The organism is Streptomyces sp. NPDC060031 (assembly GCF_042736805.1).
Lineage (GTDB): Bacteria > Actinomycetota > Actinomycetes > Streptomycetales > Streptomycetaceae > Streptomyces.
Map to the genome: position 1 here is coordinate 60,791 of NZ_JBHWVM010000034.1, position 16,339 is coordinate 77,129.

14 protein-coding genes are annotated in these 16,339 nt (G+C 69.3%); 9 read left to right on the top strand and 5 right to left on the bottom strand.

Going from position 1 to position 16,339, the window contains the following annotated elements:
• Positions 1 to 333 precede the first annotated feature (333 nt).
• Positions 334 to 648, bottom strand: coding sequence for a hypothetical protein (locus ACFWB8_RS17630; RefSeq protein WP_385227063.1), 315 nt, complete (start codon positions 646 to 648; stop codon positions 334 to 336).
• Here ACFWB8_RS17630 and ACFWB8_RS17635 point away from each other — a divergent pair, their 5' ends adjacent.
• Entirely contained in the window at positions 649 to 2,985 is a 2,337-nt protein-coding gene (locus tag ACFWB8_RS17635) for a hypothetical protein (protein WP_385227066.1), read from the top strand.
• Between the two features lie 146 nt (positions 2,986 to 3,131).
• On the opposite strand, the gene ACFWB8_RS17640 is transcribed toward ACFWB8_RS17635, so the two are convergent.
• Positions 3,132 to 3,458 carry a hypothetical protein gene (locus tag ACFWB8_RS17640; RefSeq protein WP_385227069.1) on the bottom strand — a complete coding sequence of 109 codons (327 nt, stop codon included), beginning with the start codon at positions 3,456 to 3,458 and terminating at the stop codon, positions 3,132 to 3,134.
• Between the two features lie 26 nt (positions 3,459 to 3,484).
• A complete protein-coding gene (locus tag ACFWB8_RS17645) occupies positions 3,485 to 7,375 on the bottom strand; it encodes a CHAT domain-containing protein (RefSeq protein ID WP_385227072.1) in 3,891 nt (1,296 codons plus the stop codon).
• Positions 7,376 to 7,650: 275 nt separating this feature from the next.
• On the opposite strand from ACFWB8_RS17645, the gene ACFWB8_RS17650 reads away from it, so the two are divergent.
• The 3 genes from ACFWB8_RS17650 (at position 7,651) to ACFWB8_RS17660 (ending at position 9,431) form a co-directional block, all read left to right on the top strand.
• Positions 7,651 to 8,046, top strand: coding sequence for a hypothetical protein (locus ACFWB8_RS17650; protein WP_385227075.1), 396 nt, complete (start codon positions 7,651 to 7,653; stop codon positions 8,044 to 8,046).
• On the top strand, positions 8,046 to 8,987 hold the full coding sequence (locus tag ACFWB8_RS17655) for a hypothetical protein (protein ID WP_385227078.1): 942 nt from the start codon (positions 8,046 to 8,048) through the stop codon (positions 8,985 to 8,987). Before ACFWB8_RS17650 ends, ACFWB8_RS17655 begins: the two co-directional genes overlap by 1 nt.
• Positions 8,988 to 9,074: 87 nt before the next feature.
• The gene (locus tag ACFWB8_RS17660; protein WP_385227081.1) at positions 9,075 to 9,431 is read left to right on the top strand and encodes a hypothetical protein; all 357 of its coding nucleotides are present in this window, start codon (positions 9,075 to 9,077) and stop codon (positions 9,429 to 9,431) included.
• Positions 9,432 to 9,461: 30 nt separating this feature from the next.
• Here ACFWB8_RS17660 and ACFWB8_RS17665 read toward each other — a convergent pair whose 3' ends face one another.
• Positions 9,462 to 10,463, bottom strand: a complete 1,002-nt coding sequence (locus tag ACFWB8_RS17665; protein WP_385227084.1) for a hypothetical protein — start codon at positions 10,461 to 10,463, stop codon at positions 9,462 to 9,464.
• Positions 10,464 to 10,725: 262 nt separating this feature from the next.
• Between ACFWB8_RS17665 and ACFWB8_RS17670 the strand changes: the two genes are divergently transcribed.
• From ACFWB8_RS17670 to ACFWB8_RS17685, 4 genes are all read left to right on the top strand, one after another.
• Positions 10,726 to 11,967, top strand: coding sequence for an IS701 family transposase (locus ACFWB8_RS17670; RefSeq protein ID WP_385227087.1), 1,242 nt, complete (start codon positions 10,726 to 10,728; stop codon positions 11,965 to 11,967).
• 197 nt (positions 11,968 to 12,164) lie between these two features.
• Entirely contained in the window at positions 12,165 to 13,316 is a 1,152-nt protein-coding gene (locus ACFWB8_RS17675) for a tyrosine-type recombinase/integrase (protein WP_385227115.1), read from the top strand.
• A gap of 4 nt (positions 13,317 to 13,320) precedes the next feature.
• A complete protein-coding gene (locus ACFWB8_RS17680; protein WP_385227090.1) occupies positions 13,321 to 13,659 on the top strand; it encodes a helix-turn-helix domain-containing protein in 339 nt (112 codons plus the stop codon).
• 110 nt (positions 13,660 to 13,769) lie between these two features.
• The gene (locus ACFWB8_RS17685; RefSeq protein WP_385227093.1) at positions 13,770 to 15,269 is read left to right on the top strand and encodes a hypothetical protein; all 1,500 of its coding nucleotides are present in this window, start codon (positions 13,770 to 13,772) and stop codon (positions 15,267 to 15,269) included.
• Between the two features lie 118 nt (positions 15,270 to 15,387).
• On the opposite strand, the gene ACFWB8_RS17690 is transcribed toward ACFWB8_RS17685, so the two are convergent.
• Positions 15,388 to 15,666: a DUF4259 domain-containing protein gene (locus tag ACFWB8_RS17690; RefSeq protein ID WP_385227096.1), complete on the bottom strand. Its 279-nt coding sequence runs from the start codon at positions 15,664 to 15,666 to the stop codon at positions 15,388 to 15,390.
• 140 nt (positions 15,667 to 15,806) lie between these two features.
• Here ACFWB8_RS17690 and ACFWB8_RS17695 point away from each other — a divergent pair.
• The coding region (locus ACFWB8_RS17695; protein ID WP_385227100.1) for a transposase family protein at positions 15,807 to 16,339 on the top strand (533 nt) is incomplete at its 3' end.

Below are 16,339 nucleotides of genomic sequence, written 5' to 3' on the forward strand. Positions count from 1 at the left end.
GGGGCCGCTTCCGTGTGCTGTTCGCGTGTCGCGCACGCAGTCCTTGCGTCGAACGCCAGCCCCTCGCACGGTCAGGTTTGATCATTGTCGTGGAGCAGGTGGCGACGCTCGGGCCCTGCCTAGTCCGGGCACCGTTCGACGGGGCCGTGCGGGACCTGCGCGGGCCGATCGCCTCACGCGCGAGAGCCCCCGGACTGCTCGTACGGTCCGCTACCGGCTCCGCACGAGCAGCCGGGCCGGGCCCGGGGTTCCACACGGCGCGGTGGGGCGCAACGCCTGGTGTCGTCGTGCACCGCTCCTCATCGGGGCCGGTCCGCTGCGGTGCCGCGTGGTTCACGTGAGGACGGGGGTGAGTGTTTGGGCAACGACTGCGGCGAGTGTGAGGACGGCGGCAAAGGTGGCGCCTGCGCGCATGAGAGTGGCGGGATAGGTGGCGCCGTCGAGACGGGCAAGCACGCCCGCTGCCACTGCGGCAAGTAGCGCGAACACGACAACAAGAGCGATGGCGAGAAGAATGAGGGCGAGGTGAGTCACGATAACCTCCCGGTTGAGATCGGGTGTTGACGTGATCGAGCGTCCTGGAAGCGGTGTTCGCCGTGGTTCGGCAGGACAAAGGCGAACACCGGTGAACACCGACTTGGGGGTCATGTGGTTGAGGAACACGCCGACGGTGCGGCTCTATCGGAGCTGCGCGGGCGGTTGCGTGACGGGCGGGTTCTCGCCCGGCTGAACATGACCCAGCTTGCGGTCCGGGCAGGGTTGGGCCGCACTACGGTTCAGGCGGCCTTCCAAGCCGGCGGGCCCGTTCCGTCGGCGGATACGGTCGCGGCTCTGGCCCGCGCGCTGCGCCAGCCGGTGGAGGAGTTGCTGGCGCTGCAGCGGGCTGCATCCGGGGAAGCCACCTCAGCAGCGGCGCCGGAGGTCGGCCTGGGCAGGCCGATTGCGGAGTGGGACCCGCACGATCTGGAGGTGCATCCCGCCGGAACCGCTGCCGTCTCCAGCTCCACCACGTCGGGGCGGGTGCTCTCCGGTTACGTGCCCCGTGCCCACGACCGGGCCCTCGCCGATGCCGTCAGGGACACCGTGGCGGGTCGGAGCCGGATATTGGTGCTGGTCGGCTCGTCCTCGACCGGTAAGACCAGGGCGTGCTGGGAGGCCGTCCAGCCGCTCGCGGATCAAGGGTGGCGGCTGTGGCATCCGTTCGACCCGACCCGGGCCGAGGCCGCGCTGGCCGACCTTGAACGCGTCGCGCCGCGTACGGTGGTGTGGCTCAATGAGGCCCAGCATTACCTCGGTGACCCGCAGGTCGGCGAACGTGTCGCTGCCGCCCTCCATGCCCTCCTCATCGACCCCAGCCGCGGACCGGTCCTCATCCTGGGAACCCTCTGGCCCGAGTACGACGACTCGTACACCGCCATGCCCAGACCCGACGGTCCGGACCCGCACAGCCGCGTCCGCGAGTTGCTCGCTGGCCGCACGATGACCGTCCCCGACGTCTTCGACCAGGACGCGCTCGGTACTGCCGCGATCCTCGCCGAGGGCGGTGACCGGCTGCTGGCGGATGCCCTTACTCGTACTGGCGCCGACGGACGCGTCGCCCAGGACCTTGCAGGCGCTCCCGAACTCTTGCGCCGCTATCAGCACGGCACCCCAGCCGTCCGAGCTCTGCTTGAGGCCGCGATGGATGCCCGCCGTCTCGGTATGGGCCTCCACCTCCCCCAGGCGTTCCTCACCGACGCCGCCGCCGACTACCTCACCGACCACGACTGGGACCAGCTCACCAACGACTGGGCAGAAGCCGCCTACGCGGAACTCGCCCGCCCCGTCCACGGCAAGCAAGCCCCGCTATACCGAACCAACCCCCGACCCACACGCCGTCCCCCGGTCCGTCCGACAGCAGCCACTGCTGCGGCCCCGCCGACGGGCCCAATGCTCCGCCTCGCCGACTACCTGGAACAGCACGGCCGCGCCGCCCGCCGCCTACTCTGCCCACCCGCATCTTTCTGGGACGCCGCCCACACCCACCTCACTGACCCCGACGACCTCAACAACCTCGCCGAAGCTGCCGAAGCCCGGGGCCGTTTGCAATGGGCCCACCATCTCCGCCTCCGAGCCGCCCGCTCTGGCCACACCCGCGCCATGATCAAACTGGCCTGGAGGAGGGAAAGCGATGGAGACCGGGAGGGCACTGAAGCCCTCTACCGGCAGGCCGCGGACGCTGGCGATCCCAGCGCCGTCCGCTTCTTGGGGCAGATGCGGGAGGCTGCCGGGGACCAGGAGAACGCCGAAGCCTTCTACCGACAGGCCGCCGACGCTGGTGAAGCCGATGCCCTACGCGGCCTGGCGCGGTTGCGGGAAGAGGTCGGAGACTGGGCCGGCGCAGAGGCGTTCTATAGGGAGGCTACCGAGGCTGGGGACACCAACGCCTTTACCGACCTGGTGAGTATGCGGGAGCAGGCCGGGGACCGGCTGGGTGCCGAACGCTACGCTCGGCAGGGCGTCGATGCCGGCGATCCGTTCCCGCTCACCAACCTGTCGGTGATGCGCGAGGAGGTCGGCGACCGGGAGAGTGCCGAGGCCCTCGCCCGGGAGGCCGTCAGCGCCGGTGACGCCAACGCCCTATTGGAGCTAGGGCGAATGAGGGAGCGGGAAAGAGACCGGGAGGGGGCCGATGTTGCCTACCGGCAAGCCGCAGAGGCCAACGGCGGCCTCACCATCGCCCAGATAGCGCGGATGAGGGAGGAGGCTGGGGACGAGGAGGGCGCCGAAGCCCTTGCTCTGACGGCCGCCGATGCCCGCGATTTCTACGTCCTGCGCGATTTGGAGTGGATGCGGGAAGAAGCCGGGGACCGGGAAGGGGTCGAAGCCCTATACCGGCGCGCTGCCGACGCTGGCCATCTCCCCTCACTGGGCAGGGGAAGATGGCCGTACGGACTGGACCCCGACGGTTCACCCTCATCTACTTGGGCCGCGGACTGCTACTGAGAACAGCACACCCATTCGGGTGAGATGGGCGTTAGGGTCGTCGTGTCTCACAGGTTTGCCTGATGGCCGAACCCCGACGTGAACGTGATCGGCTCGCAACGAGAACAGGGATGTCTCATGAGACATCCCTGTTGTGGAGAACATTTTCACGCAGGCGATGTAGCCGCGACGGGCATCGAGGGGTCGGCTGCGGGCACCGTACCCGTGTGGGTCGCACGGTCCTGCCGCAGATCACGGCTGCGGTGCACCATCGCGTCGAACTCGGTGAACTCAATCGAGACCACGGCACCTGCCTCCAACACGTTGACCAGAAGGTCATTCGCGGTCTGCTGACGATAGATGCCGCTCCGAACCATGGCCAAGGTGATCACAATGCCAGCCAGGAAGACGGCGCTGCCCGACGCGTACCAGGCGGCGAGGCCGAGTCCGCCCAACGCCAAGCCGACGTTGACGCGGAAGTCGGCTTCGGCCACCTTCCTGTCGTACTCCGCGTGCAGCTCTAAGGCCCGGTGTGAGTGTGTGCCGCCCAGTGGGTCGGTGAGAGCAGGAAGCGGGCGCGGAGTGAGTGGACGGCGTGGTGCAGGGCCCGAGCCGACTCAGCGGTGTCGGGAGAGCTCGCGCCGCCCGCGGTGAGGCGGGCGTAGAAGTCGGCGGCGACCTCGGCGGCGGAACGCTCGTCGACCGGCCACAGCGTGCCGATGACATGCCGGTATCCGGCCAGGTGGAACGCCCCGGTCAGATGCACTGCCTCATCGGCCAGTTGGAGGGTGGTGGCGGAGGTGTCGCAGGCCGACAGGAAGGCCAGCGCCCCGGTCAGCCGCAGGGCGCTGATGTCGCTGACCGTCAGCGGGGCGGTTTCGTGGTCGTGGAGGATCAGTCGGCTTGCCGCCGGATCCCGGGCATCGGCCAGGCCGTGGCAGGAGAAGTGCGCCACCGGGTACGTGGGGAGTGCGGCCAGGACGGCGGAGCGCACTGGGCGGTCGGGCCGCAGTGCGTCGGGTATCAGCGCGTGTACGGTGTCGGCTTCGAAGCGCGCGCCGTGCAGTGGTTTCGTGCCGGGCGCGTCGGGCACTGCGATGATCAACGCACGCTCTGCGGCCGGTGATCGGTGGGAGCGGGCGTCGTTCAGAGCACGTGCCGTCGGCGTGTAGGACGAGACCGCCCGGTCCAGGACCGTGCGCGGATTGCTCACGAGGAGTGGATCGGCGCTGTCGAGGTCGCAATGGTGGCCTGCCGCGTGGATGGGCAGGTCGCACATGACGCCGACCGGGCACCACCAGATCCGCTGGAGCGGCGCCCCGTCGTCCGACGTGCCGTCGGCACCGATGGCGGTCAGCACCGGCCCGGCGACGGTGTCCCACAGCCAGGCCAGGATGTCGAGGATCTCGCGCTGGGCGCCCTTGCGCGTGCCGGGTGATTGGTCGGAGTCGGTGGCCGAACGACGGGCGTTGGCGAGCTGTTCGACCCGGGCGGCGGCGTCGTGTGCGGTGAGTCGGTCCAGCCTGACGGTGCGTACCGTGTCGGGCTGGGTGCCGTCGAGGACCAGCGCGTCGCAGCGGCCCGGCCCGGCGGTGAGGAACACGATGGGGCCCGGGTCGCCCTTCCCGATGAGGTCGGCGAGCCGCGGCGGGTGGAGGAAGCCCGCAAAGCCGTCCACCTCGCGGATCCGGTCGACGAGGCGCTCCCATTCGTCGTGAGCCAGCCTGCGGGCGACGACGATGTCCCTGGGGCCTTGGACGGGGAAGGGCGTCCCGTCGGTCTGGTGGGTCCCGGCGTCGAGGGCTGCCCCGGGGCCGAGGACGGGGTCGTCGAGAGCGTCGAGGCGGTCCCGCAGATCCCTGAATTCCCGCGCCAGCCCCTCGTGCTGTTCGCCCAGCCGGGTGAGGTCGTCGCCGCGGGCGTCGATGGTGCCGGCGGCGAGCGTCCCGCGGGTCGCCTCCAGGAGTTCCACCGCGCGCCCGGGACAACCCGCGTCCAGCGCGGCCGCCGCTGCCACGCTTGCCAGCGACCCCAGGCGGCGCACCTGGTGGCGCTGGTCGTCACGGGCCAGGGTCCGGGGGCTGAGCCGCGGAAGCAGGCCGACGGCGGTCTCCACCGCGGCCAGTGCTACCGCGGTGCCGGAGGGCGTCGCGCCGGCCAGGACGGCGACCTCGCGCAGGGCCCATACCCGGACGAGTGCCTCGGCCGTGGTGTTCCGTGCGGCCGACCGGAACCGCTCCAGGGCTTCGGCCGACAGCATCGGGTCCTGGGTCCGTTCGGCCAGAGCCTGCAGTGCGTGGCCGAGGTTGCTCAGGAACGAGGCGTGGTGGGGGTGGTCCTCCGGCGTGGCGGCGACGGCCCGGCGGCCGGCCTCCACGGCTTCCGCGAGCAGGCTCTGGTCCCCGGTCGGTTCGGCGAGTTGCTGGAGGAGGGCTCCCAGGTTGCTGACGCGTCGCGCGTAGTAGGGGCTGTTGTGCGGCGTGCCGACCACGGCCTCGCGGCTCAGTTCGACCGCCCAGGCACGCATCTCCGGAGTGCTGGCATGGAGCACGGCACTGAGGTTGTTCAGGTACCCGGCGCGGTCGGGATGGTCCTCCGGCAGCGCAGCGACGGCCTGGCTGCCGACGTCCATCGCCTCGATGAGGAGTTCGACGTTGTCGGTGCGCGTGACGAGCGCCAGCAGGACAGTCCCGAGGTAGCTCAGATGCCCGGCCCGGTGCGGGTGGCCGGCCGGCGATGCGTGAACGGCCCGGCGGCCGGCCGCCGCCGCCTCGACCAGTGGGGCCGTGTCCCCGGTCTCTTCGAAGAGGGCCAGCAGGGCGAGGCTGAGGTTGCTCAGGCACGAAGGGAGGAAAGGGTCGCCGTCTGTCACGTCGGCGACCACCTGGCGGGCGACCTCGACCGCTTCGGTCAGCTGACCGATGTGTCCGGTGCGTCTGGCGAGCATCCGCAGGGCCAGGCCGAAGTCGCTCTTCCGCGTCACCCGCTCCGGACTTGCGTCCGGCGTGGCGGCGACGGCCCGGCGGCCCACCTCCACGGCCTCGGCGAGCAGGCGCCGGTCCCCGGTCTGTTCCGCGTGCGCGCGCAGCGCCGCGGCGAGGCCGACCAGGTACGAGGCGAGGTCGGGGCTGTCGTCCGGCGTGGCGGCCACGGCTTCGCGGCAGCTCTCCACGGCCTCGGCCAGCAGACCGGGTTCTCCGGTCCGCTCGAACAGTTGCTGCAGTCCGGTGCCCAGCAGGCCCGCCAGGCCGGCGCGGCGCGGGTGGCCGTCCGGCATCGCGGCGACGGCCAGGCGGGCGACCTCCACAGCATCGGCCAGCGGACCGGGTCCTCCGGTCTGCTCGAACACTTCCTGAAGCTCGTTCCCCCGCAGCCCCAGCAGACCGGCGGCCTTGGACATCGCGTACAGCGATGCCAGGACAGCGGAGAGCACCCGCACGACGTCCGCGTGGTACGGGTGGTCGTGCGGGGCCGAGGCGACTGCTTCGCGGCACACGGGCACGGCTTCGGCGAGGAGGGCGCCGTCTCCGGTGAATCGGGACGTCTCCTGCAGGGCGAGGCCGAGGTTGACCAGATGGGCGACGCGCTCCGACGTACCCCGTTGGCCGCCCGTGACGGCCTGTCGACCGGCCTCCACCGCCTCGGCGAACAGAGCGGCGTCCCTCATCAGTCCGGCTTGGAACCGCAGCGTGATGCTGAGGTTGCTCAGACAGGACCGGTGATCGGGATGGCCGGCCGGGGCCGCGGCGACCGCCCGGCGTCCCACGTCCGCTGCCTCGGCCAACACCCCGGCGTCAACGGTCCGTTCGAAGAGGGCACGGAGCGCGAGACCGAGCATGGTCAGGTACTTGGGGTGGTCGGCGCGATCGTTTGAGGCGGCGGCGGCCCGGCGGCCCAGCTGCACCGCCTCCGCCAACGGGTCGATTTCATCGGTGTGTTCGGACTGGGCCCGCAGCAGCAGGGCCAGATTGCTAAGGCACCCCGGGTAGGCGGGGTCGTCGTGCGGAGTGTCGGCCATGGCATCGCGCAACAGGGCGACAGCTTCCCCCAGTTGGGGAAGCCTCCGGCTTCGCTGGTAGGCCGCGAACAGCCTGCCTGCGGCGGGGACGGCCGATTCGGCTGTCGTCACGTGGCGAGCGCTCGGTGTGCCGGCCCTGGCGAACACGGCGCGCAGTGCGTCCGGAACGGCCTCCGGACGAGCGCGGTACACGGGGTACAGGAAACGCACGGCCGCGTCCAGCGCCTCCTGGTCCTCGTCGCCGGGGAGCACCAGATACCGGAACCAGTGGAACGTGCCCAGCAGATGGGCCACGGGCAGGTCCTCGTCGGGACTGCCCACCTCGGCTAACTCCTCGGCCTCCCCCTGGGCCTGGGCAGTGAGCAGTGTCGCTGCGTTCTCACCCTCGTTCATCACTTTCAGCATTCGTCGCTGCAGCGCCGCCACTGCGATGCCCCGCCTCGAGGTGTCCGATCCGACTTCACGAACCACTTCCACGGCCCCCCTCGAACACACCCGACGGTGCCGCCGCGGGCCGGTCCGTCGCGGCGCCCCTGGCCGCGCACCGGGCTCTGCGGATCCTATCCGCTGCGGCCTGCCGCTCACGTAGGATCACCGCAACAGGCGTGTCATGACTACGACTTCGCATGGTCGGCCGTGCCGGTACGAGACTGCGGGAGGAACGACAGGTGAGCGTGGTTCGAGAGCGTCTGTCCGCCCTGTGCGACCAGGTCGCCAGGCATCACGAGATGCGCCAGGCCATTGGTGACGCCGGCGCCGGACTTCAACTGGCCGAACTCCTCGACGCCGTCGCCTCTGACCGGACGCCGGACCAGGACCGGCTGCTCGTGCTACTGGACGAGATCGAGGAGGCCTGTAGCCGGGACGGCCTGGCCGGGATCACCACCTCCTCGAAGCAGTACACCCCCCTCCCCGCAGGCTTCTCGGAGTCCGACCCGGACGAGCCGGTCACCTGGACCTGCCCGCTGCGCCGCTGCAACCGGACCGTTTTCGACGACGAGGTCACGGAACCCCCGTCCTGCGCCGCGGCCGGACTGCCGATGGCCGCGACTCGGATCCTGTGATGACCGGCTTCCTCGCGAAACTGGGCACGAGCCTGGCGGAGCGGTGGCTGTCACTGCTGGTTCTGCCCGGCGTGCTGTGGGCCGCCGCCGCGGCTGCCGCATCCCGGGTGGGGCAGGCCGACCCTTTCGATCCGCAGCCACTGGTCGACTGGCTCCGCAGCATCGCCGCGCAGCCGACGGAGCACCGCACCACCTGGCTCGCGGTTGCTGGAGCCGTCGGCGTCCTGGCCTCGGCGGGAGCCGGGCTCGCCGCCAGCGGCCTCGCCTCCGCCCTGGAGAACCTGTGGGCCGCCCGGGGAACCCGCCCGCCGCTGGCCTGGATAGTGCGCGCCCGCCAATGGCGATGGAACGCGGTACGCGCATCGGCCCGCTTCCGGATCGCCGAAGCCAACAACCCGAGCCTCATCGGCACCGAACTCACCCGCGCCCGGGCCGCGGCCCGCCGGGCCCAGCGCCGCCGCCTGGCCGGGCCGCCGCGACCGCCGCAACGGCCGACGAGCATCGCCGAACGCTTCGACGTCAGCGCCGGCCGGTCCCGCGCCCTGTACGGCTTGGACCTGAACCTGGCGTGGCCCCGGCTGTGGAGCGTCCTGCCGGACGTGCTGCGCGCCGATGTCACCGCCGCACGCGATGCGTACGCCTCAGCCGCCCGCCTCGCGGGCTGGGGCCTGATGTACGCCGCCCTGGCGGTCCTCTGGTGGCCTGCCGTTCTGCCCGGTGTCGTCGTGGTCGCCGTCGCCGCCGCGAGAGCCCGCACCGCGGCCGGTGTCCTGGCTGATCTCATCGACACTGCCACCGATCTGTACCTGGTCGACCTAGCGGGCAGACTCGGTGTTCCCACCGCGACTCTTTCAGCCTTCGAGACCGGACGTGCCATCGCCGAACGCTTGACCCGCCCCCAGCACGCCACGGTTCCGGCACCTGCCACCAGGACGCCGTAGGTTCCCTGCCCCTCCGGGCTGGCGTTGCCCGTTCGGCTGTTACCCGAATGCCGCAGCTGGCGCGCGCCAGGGGGAGTTGACCCTACGTTGCCTCCAAGGTCAGTCGAGGCGGGAACCGGTACGGAACCTCAGCTCGCCCGCGGCCCGACGGATCGCCTCGGGCTGCTCGGCGTCTTCGAGCAGCCCGAGGAACACGATCAGGTGGTCTGGGCGCTATCCGCCTTCCAGGCCCGAGGGCAAACCCTCGGCCGAAGGCAGGTCGGGGCCAGCCGTGGCGTCTTCGAGCCGGATCCCGAGCGCTGGTGCCTGCATGAGGGCGTCGTCCTGGTCGCCGTCGTCCCGCAGCCGGAGCCCCGCCAGGCGATGGACGGGTACGGGACCGCCATAGTCGAGTCCAGGCTCCCGCCGGAGTTCACCGGGCTGGGGCCGATGGCGCCCGTCTAGCGGGCCCACGGCCGCCATTTGTAGAGGCGTTCAGCGCGGTGTGTACGCCAAGCTGGCTGGCTTGATCGCATCGTTGCCATAGCGCCTTCGGGCCTCGTCTGCGACGGCCTCGATGACCAGCGATCGGTCGACGTCGGGATCGAAGGTGAGTTGGCGCGGCGCTTCGCCGGCTGCACGCAAGCCCTGGGCGCGCAGGGAGATCGCTCGTACGCGGGCTCGTTGCAGGGAGAGCGTGGCGTACAGGTCGTAGGCGGTGCGGGTGAGGAGGAAGCTGTGGGCGGTCGCCTCCGGAAGGGTGCGGCTGCGCGTGGTGGTGGAGCCGTCCGCGTAGCGCACGGTCAGGGCCATGGCTTCGGCGGCCTTCCGGTCGGCACGCAGGACTGCGCCGAGGTGGCCGGTCAGGGTCAGGAGGGCGCGGTGGTGCTCCACGGGGTCGAGTTCGTCGGTGGTGAAGCGGTGCTCGGCGCTGACGGATTGGGCGATCGGTTCGGCGAGGACGGGTCGGTTGTCGTGGCCATGGGCGGCTTCGTGAAGGGCGCGTCCCAGGCTGATGCCGAGAAGGCGTTGGAGGGTGAGCAGGGGTACGTCGGCGAGGTTGCCGATGGTGTGCAGTCCGTGGAGGGTCAGGGTCTTGGCGGTGGCCGGCCCGACGCCGTGCAGAAGGCCCACGGGGCGGGGCCGCAGGAAGGAGCGGATCGCGGCGGGATCGTCGGCGATCGTGCGCAGTTCGCCGGGCGGGGTGACGGCGGCAGCCATCGCGGCGAGGCCTCGGTTCGGTCCGGCTCCGATCGTGGTGTGGAGTCCCGTGTAGGCGGTGACCCGTAGACGAACCAGGTGGGCGAGTCCTTCGGTGCTCTGTCCGAAGTAGCGGCGGGCGCCGGTGATGTCGATGACGACAGCGTCCGGCGGCAGGGCCTGGACGGCCGGGGTGATGTCCCGCAGCAGGGTGAGGACCTGCTCGTACCTTTCGGTGTCGGCGGGGGCGAGGCCGTGCAGGTGGATGTGGAGGATGCTCCGATCCGTGGTGGTCATCGCGATCACCCCGCCGATCCTGGGCTTCGGTGCCCGAGCCGCCGCAGATCTGCCGATCTGCTCCCGGCGGCCTGGATAGTGGAGATCCGACGGGTTCCCCGGCTGCCCTGACTCCACCACCAGTGCTGTTCAGCCTGGTCAAGGGGTCTCATGGAAGTTGCACTCGATGGTGTGAGGTTCTGACGATTGCTGGCAGATTCCTAGTAGTGCTTCGTTAGGTTGGTTTGATCGGGTGGCGTGTGGTGGTGCATGCTGCTGTTTCGTGGATCTTGAGGAGATCGAGCAACTGCGCGCGAATCTTGGTGAGTTCGTTGCCGAGGTGTTCGGGTCGTTGAAGCGTAAGGACCAGCGTGGGTGGGGTGACTGCTACCTGCGTGGGCTGATGCTGGACGGGCGGCGCAAGTCGATCCAGCCGATGGCTGAGAGGCTGCCGGACGGCAACATGCAGGCGTTGCAGCAGTTCGTCAGCCAGTCGACGTGGGACCACGTTCCGGTGCTGCGGTCCGTTGCGGCGAAGGTGGCCTCGGAGATCTCTCCGGAGGCGTGGGTGATCGACGACACGTCCTTCCCCAAGGCGGGAGACCAGTCGGCGGGGGCGGCCCGGCAGTGGTGCGGGGCACTGGGCAAGAAGTCGCTGTGTCAGGTGGGGGTGAGCCTGCATGCGGTTACCGACGTTGCTTCGATCCCGCTGAACTGGCGGTTGTTCCTGCCTGCCGAGTGGGCGGATCCGGCGGATGGACGCCGCGCGAAGGCTGGAGTGCCTGACGGTTTGGGGCACCGGGAGAAATGGCGTCTGGCCCTGGACGCGATTGATGAGGCGCTCGGGTGGGGGCTGGCCGGCCGGGTCGTGGTAGCCGATGCCGGATACGGCCAGATGCACGCCTTCCGGGCCGCTGTGGCCGACCGCGGCCTGGACTACGTCGTGGCCGTTCGCGGTGACACCAGCGCCCACCCCGGCGAGGCCGTGCCCACCGCGCCGGAACGAGAAGGGCGGATGGGTGCCCCGAGGCTGCCCCGATACCGCGAGCCGGCCCAGTCCCTGAAAGACCTGGTCACGACCGCCGGACGGCGCCGGCTGCGGCGCTGCACCTGGCGCCAGGGCAGCAAAGGCGCGATGACCAGCCGGTTCATCGTGCTGCAGGTCCGCCCGGCCGGTGTTGCGGCGACGAAGGCAGCGCGGGAGGGAGCCGGTGGCCGCGCCGGGTGGGACGGCGTTCTGCCTACTGAGACCCTGATCGCCGAATGGCCGCCGCACCAGGATGAGCCCACCGACTACTGGCTGACCAGCCTGCCCGCCGATACCACGCTGCGATACCTGGTCCGCATGGCGAAGATCCGCTGGCGGATCGAACACGACTACCGCGAGCTCAAGCACGGGCTGGGCCTGGACCACTTCGAGGGCCGCACCTGGCGCGGCTGGCACCACCACGTCACCCTCGTCACCGCCGCCCACGCCTTCCTCACCCTCCGGCGCCTGGACCCAAAAGCCCAAGCGCCGGCCTGACCTTCTACCAAGTCCTCCAGACCCTGCAGAACCTGCTGCTGTGCTGGACCGGCGCATGCCCCACCTGCCACCGAGAGTTACAGCCCCCGGCCCGGACAGACGACCACCCACCCGGCGCAACCTAACGAAGCACTACTAGAGATCGGCCCGTAATTTGCGTGCTCGTGACGGATTCCGGAACTCATCGCTTCTCCGTCATCGCTGGCGGCAACAGCGGCGTTGATAGGGAACGGCCGGGCGAGCAGCATGGGCAGGAGCCCGGCCTCGCCGACGTGCGCACGCTGCAGCGCGCCGCCGCGGAGGCTTCGAGTCCAGCTGACGAGCGCGCGCTTTCCCAGGACGCGGTCGCGGAGTATCTGTGGGCCCGCGATGTTGCTGGTCTGGCGCCGTCGACCTTGGAGTCCCTGGTCAAGCCTGTCCTGCAGCTGTGCGCCTTCTACGACACCGTGCCGTGGCGCCTGTCGCCCCGGGACGTCGACCGGTACTTCGCCGGACCGGGCAAGGCTCCGAAGCACTCCACGACAAGGTCGAAGATCACCAGAGTCGACGGCTTCTTCGCCTTCCTTGAGCAGCGGTACGCAGGCGAGATCCTCCGTCGCTTCGGCACTGCGGTCGAATCGCCCATCGACGCCTTCAACCGGCCACGCCACCGCGGGGACTTCGGCCTGCGCATCCCTCCCTCGGCCCGGGCAACCAAGGAGTTCTTCGCCTCCTGGCGGGAGTCCCTGCCCTCTGCCCGGAAGTACCCGGTGGCCGCCCGCAACTACGTGATGGGCAAGCTCACCTACATCTCGGGCGTGCGCGCCGCAGAGCTCTGCAGCGTCCGGATCGGAGACATCCACTGGGAGAACGGCCAGTGGGGCCGCTTCCTCGTACGCGGCAAGGGCTCGAAAGGCTCCGGTCCTCGAGAGCGAGAAGCATTCCTCTTTCAAGAGGGACGGGACCTGCTGTGGTGGTACATCGAAGACATTCGTGGCGAGTTCTGCGACGACCCCAGCGACCCGCACGCACCCCTCTTCCCATCCGAGCGCGTGCCGAGCGCGATCGCCGCGCTGAACCTGCCCGTGGCGCCGTTTCTGGTGCCAGACACCTTCCGCAAGGTGCTCAAAGAGGCATCCAAACAGCACCTCAAGGGCACGCTCACGGAACTCCACCCGCATCTGCTCCGTCACGCCTGCGCAACCCACAACTACGAGGCAGGTATGCCACTTTGGGACGTCCAAGTTCTGTTGGGGCATACCTGGGCGTCCACCACGGTCGGCTACCTCGCCACAGCGAAGGGCGACCCGGAGCGGCAGAGTCTGGAGTCTTCCCGGCGAGCAGTTCGCCGGCTGAGTTGGGAGTCGTGAACCGTTGAAATGGAATCTGCGCTGGGCCGCTGCCCGCCGCGACATCTGGCGGCCCACCCAGTTGCTCGCCGCCTTCCAAGAGGTCGGCTTCAACCCATCGCTGAGCAAGACCGCGGCCCTGTGGTCAAGCAAACCCATCACAATCCGGCTCGACGATCTGGACATGATCTGCACCGCCTTGGAGTGCACGGTCGCAGATTTGATGGAGGCCGAGCCGGTCGCCGTCGCGCAACGGCCCGAGAACGAGCAGCGCGCCGTCGGCGAAAACGGGAGCATGGAGCAGGTCCGTCCACTCCCGAAGCCAGGCAGCGGCGGCCGACGTCGCTCGCTGCCGCCCAACTGAAGGACGGATATATGCCCCGCCAGAACCGACCCGACGGGAGCTGCGCTCATTGCCTGGCCTGGGCGAATGACCGACTCACCCTCTGCTACGGATGCCGAGGGTGGCGGCAGTTGCACCCAGACGTGTCGGAGTGTGAACGTTGCCGACGTTGTCGCCCTCTGAAGCAGGGCAAGTGCCGTTTCTGCACGCTGCTGCTGAGGGAGACCGAGGTCGACGTCAGCGGGATCGCCCTTGATGGCGGCGACCAGCTCTGGTTCGGCCGTGAGCTCGCCCTGCGTAAGAGCGACCGATACCTGAGCGGGACCGGCGCGCAGGGCCGCTTCAAGGCCAAGGAACGGCGAGGCCGAGCCGCCTCTCGCGCCATGCGGCCCATCTCTCCGCACCTGGTCGACCCTGAGCAGCTGGAACTGTTCCCCACACCCCCACGGGACTGGGGCCGGTTGAACCCCGAGAACGAATTCGCGCTGACCCCGGCGGCCAAGGTGTTGCTCAGAGACTTCTCCGACTACCTGCGGGATCTGGGAGTCGAGCCCCGGGTGGGCGGGTCGGCGAGCCTGCGCACGCTGCGTGTCCTGACCGCGCAGCTCGGAGCTGAGGCGCCCATCCGCGAAGGGGACGTGAAGGCCATTGCGACCCTTGGCGACCACTACCAAGGGCGGCGCGTGGTCTGTTTCCTTCGTCAGCGAGGCATCTTGAAGCCCGAGCCGATGCGTGACGCGGAATTGATCCGGGCACGGAGAGTGGCCGCCTCTCTTCCGACCCCGTTCGCCGAAGCTGTGGACCTCTGGATCGACGTTCTCCTGGGCCAGGGCACTCGGTCCAACCCCGCTCTTACCTCCGGAACGATCTACAGCTACGTCCAGAACGCGCACCCGACCCTGAAGTCCTGGGCAGAATCTGGGATCACGGACTTGAGAGAGATCACCAAAAAGGACGTGGAGGCAGCCATCATGGACTTGCCGTCCGTTCGGCGCCACTCTGTGCACCCGCCTTTGCGGTCGCTGTTTCGGGCGCTGCGACGTGAACGGAAGATCTTCCGAGATCCCGCGCGCAGCGTCTCGTTGCCCGTCGCGGTGAAGCTCCCCACTCCGCTTCCCTCTGATGGTGTGAGGGGAATCCTCAGTAAGGTCGAGGACGTCAGAAGCCAGTTCATCGTCGCTCTGGTTGCCGTGCACGCTCTCGTCCACGACGATCTGCCAGCACTGTTGCTCGAAGACCTTGACCGCTCCCGCGGTCAGCTGCGCGTCCGCCGCCGCGGGCGTCTGGACCACGTCGTCTACCTCGATGAGCTCACCTCCGAGCTGGCGACATCCTGGTTGCGAGAGCGATACCGACGCTGGCCTCGAACGGGTAACCCTCACCTGCTGGTCAGCAGGGTCTCCGCAGCAGATGAGGCCGGACCGAGAATGAGCACTGAAGTGACGAAGACCGTCTTCGAGCGGGTTGGCATCAGCGCTCGCAAGCTGCGTGGAGACCGCATCTACGACGAGGCCCGACACACCGCGGATCCTGTCCACCTGATGCGCTTGTTCGGTCTGGGCACGACAACCGCGATGAAGTACATCACCGCAGCCCACCCGGACAAGCGTCCTGACCCAATCCGAGCCTGAACGGCTGCGGGCTGGCCTGTGCACGTCGAAGGTTTCGACAGCGTTCGGGATCGTCTTGGCCGTCGGTACCGAGGCGCTGTGCATGACGCCGGGTTCTGGCTGACTCTTCATGGCGGACTCACCGCAAGTGATCATCGTCTGCGTCGAGGGCATCGAGAATCTGCTGGAGTTCCTGGCGCCATTGCTCGGCGTCGGCACTGTCCACCCACCCGGTAGTCAACTCGGATCCCTCCTGGAGGACACGGTGCAGTGCTTTGCGGGCCATTGCGCGAATCGATGCTGGTAGTTCAGGCAGTGGCTCTCCTGGCCCGTCTTCTGGATCGATCACGATCTGACTGTTCGCGATCGTGCTCGCGACGAGCGTCGCAGCGGCGACTGCTTCGACACCGTCTGTCAATGGCCTTTGAGTGCTCCCCGCTGGCGGCCAGATAATCAACGCGCTGGCGGCCGATAAGCCCGGTTCTGATCCACTTCTTGTGGGGGCAGTGACGCGGCGTCACAGCGGGCTGGAAGGATGGCTGTTCGTGTGATTGCAGCGTGTTCTCGACGTTCTCCATGGCGTTTCCCCACCTCTCCTCCGTGGTGGTGGACGAAGTCAGAGCGGAGGGCGGCGGGATAGCCCTCACGGCGCGGACGGTGACGAGCGAGGCGGCGTGTCCCGACTGCGGCACCGTGTCCGGCCGTGTCCATGGTGGTTACCGGCGGCGCCTTGCCGACCTCGCGGCGGCCGGGCAGCGGGTTGTGATCGACCTGCTGGTGCGACGATTCCTCTGCCCGGCAGCAGGGTGCGCTCGCCGTACGTTCGTCGAGCAAGTGGACGGGCTCACGGAGCGGTTCGCGCGGCGCACGCCGCTCCTGCGTCGCTCGCTGGAGAGGATCGCTCTGGCGCTCGCCGGACGTCCCGGTGCCCGGCTAGCTGGGCATCTGTCCATCCCGACGAGTGCGAACTCCCTGCTCAGGCTCGTACGCAGGCTCCCGGACAGGGACGTCGAAGCCGCACCTCGTGTGCTGGGCATCGATGATTTCGCCCTGAAAAAGGGCCACGTCTACGGGACGATCATCTTGAACAT

Excerpts from the sequence above, each read along its gene's own strand:
- ACFWB8_RS17630 (WP_385227063.1), bottom strand. The coding sequence starts at position 648 with ATGACCCCCAAGTCGGTGTTCACCGGTGTTCGCCTTTGTCCTGCCGAA.
- ACFWB8_RS17655 (WP_385227078.1), top strand. The coding sequence starts at position 8,046 with ATGACCGGCTTCCTCGCGAAACTGGGCACGAGCCTGGCGGAGCGGTGG.
- ACFWB8_RS17665 (WP_385227084.1), bottom strand. The coding sequence starts at position 10,463 with ATGACCACCACGGATCGGAGCATCCTCCACATCCACCTGCACGGCCTC.
- ACFWB8_RS17645 (WP_385227072.1), bottom strand. The coding sequence starts at position 7,375 with ATGAACGAGGGTGAGAACGCAGCGACACTGCTCACTGCCCAGGCCCAG.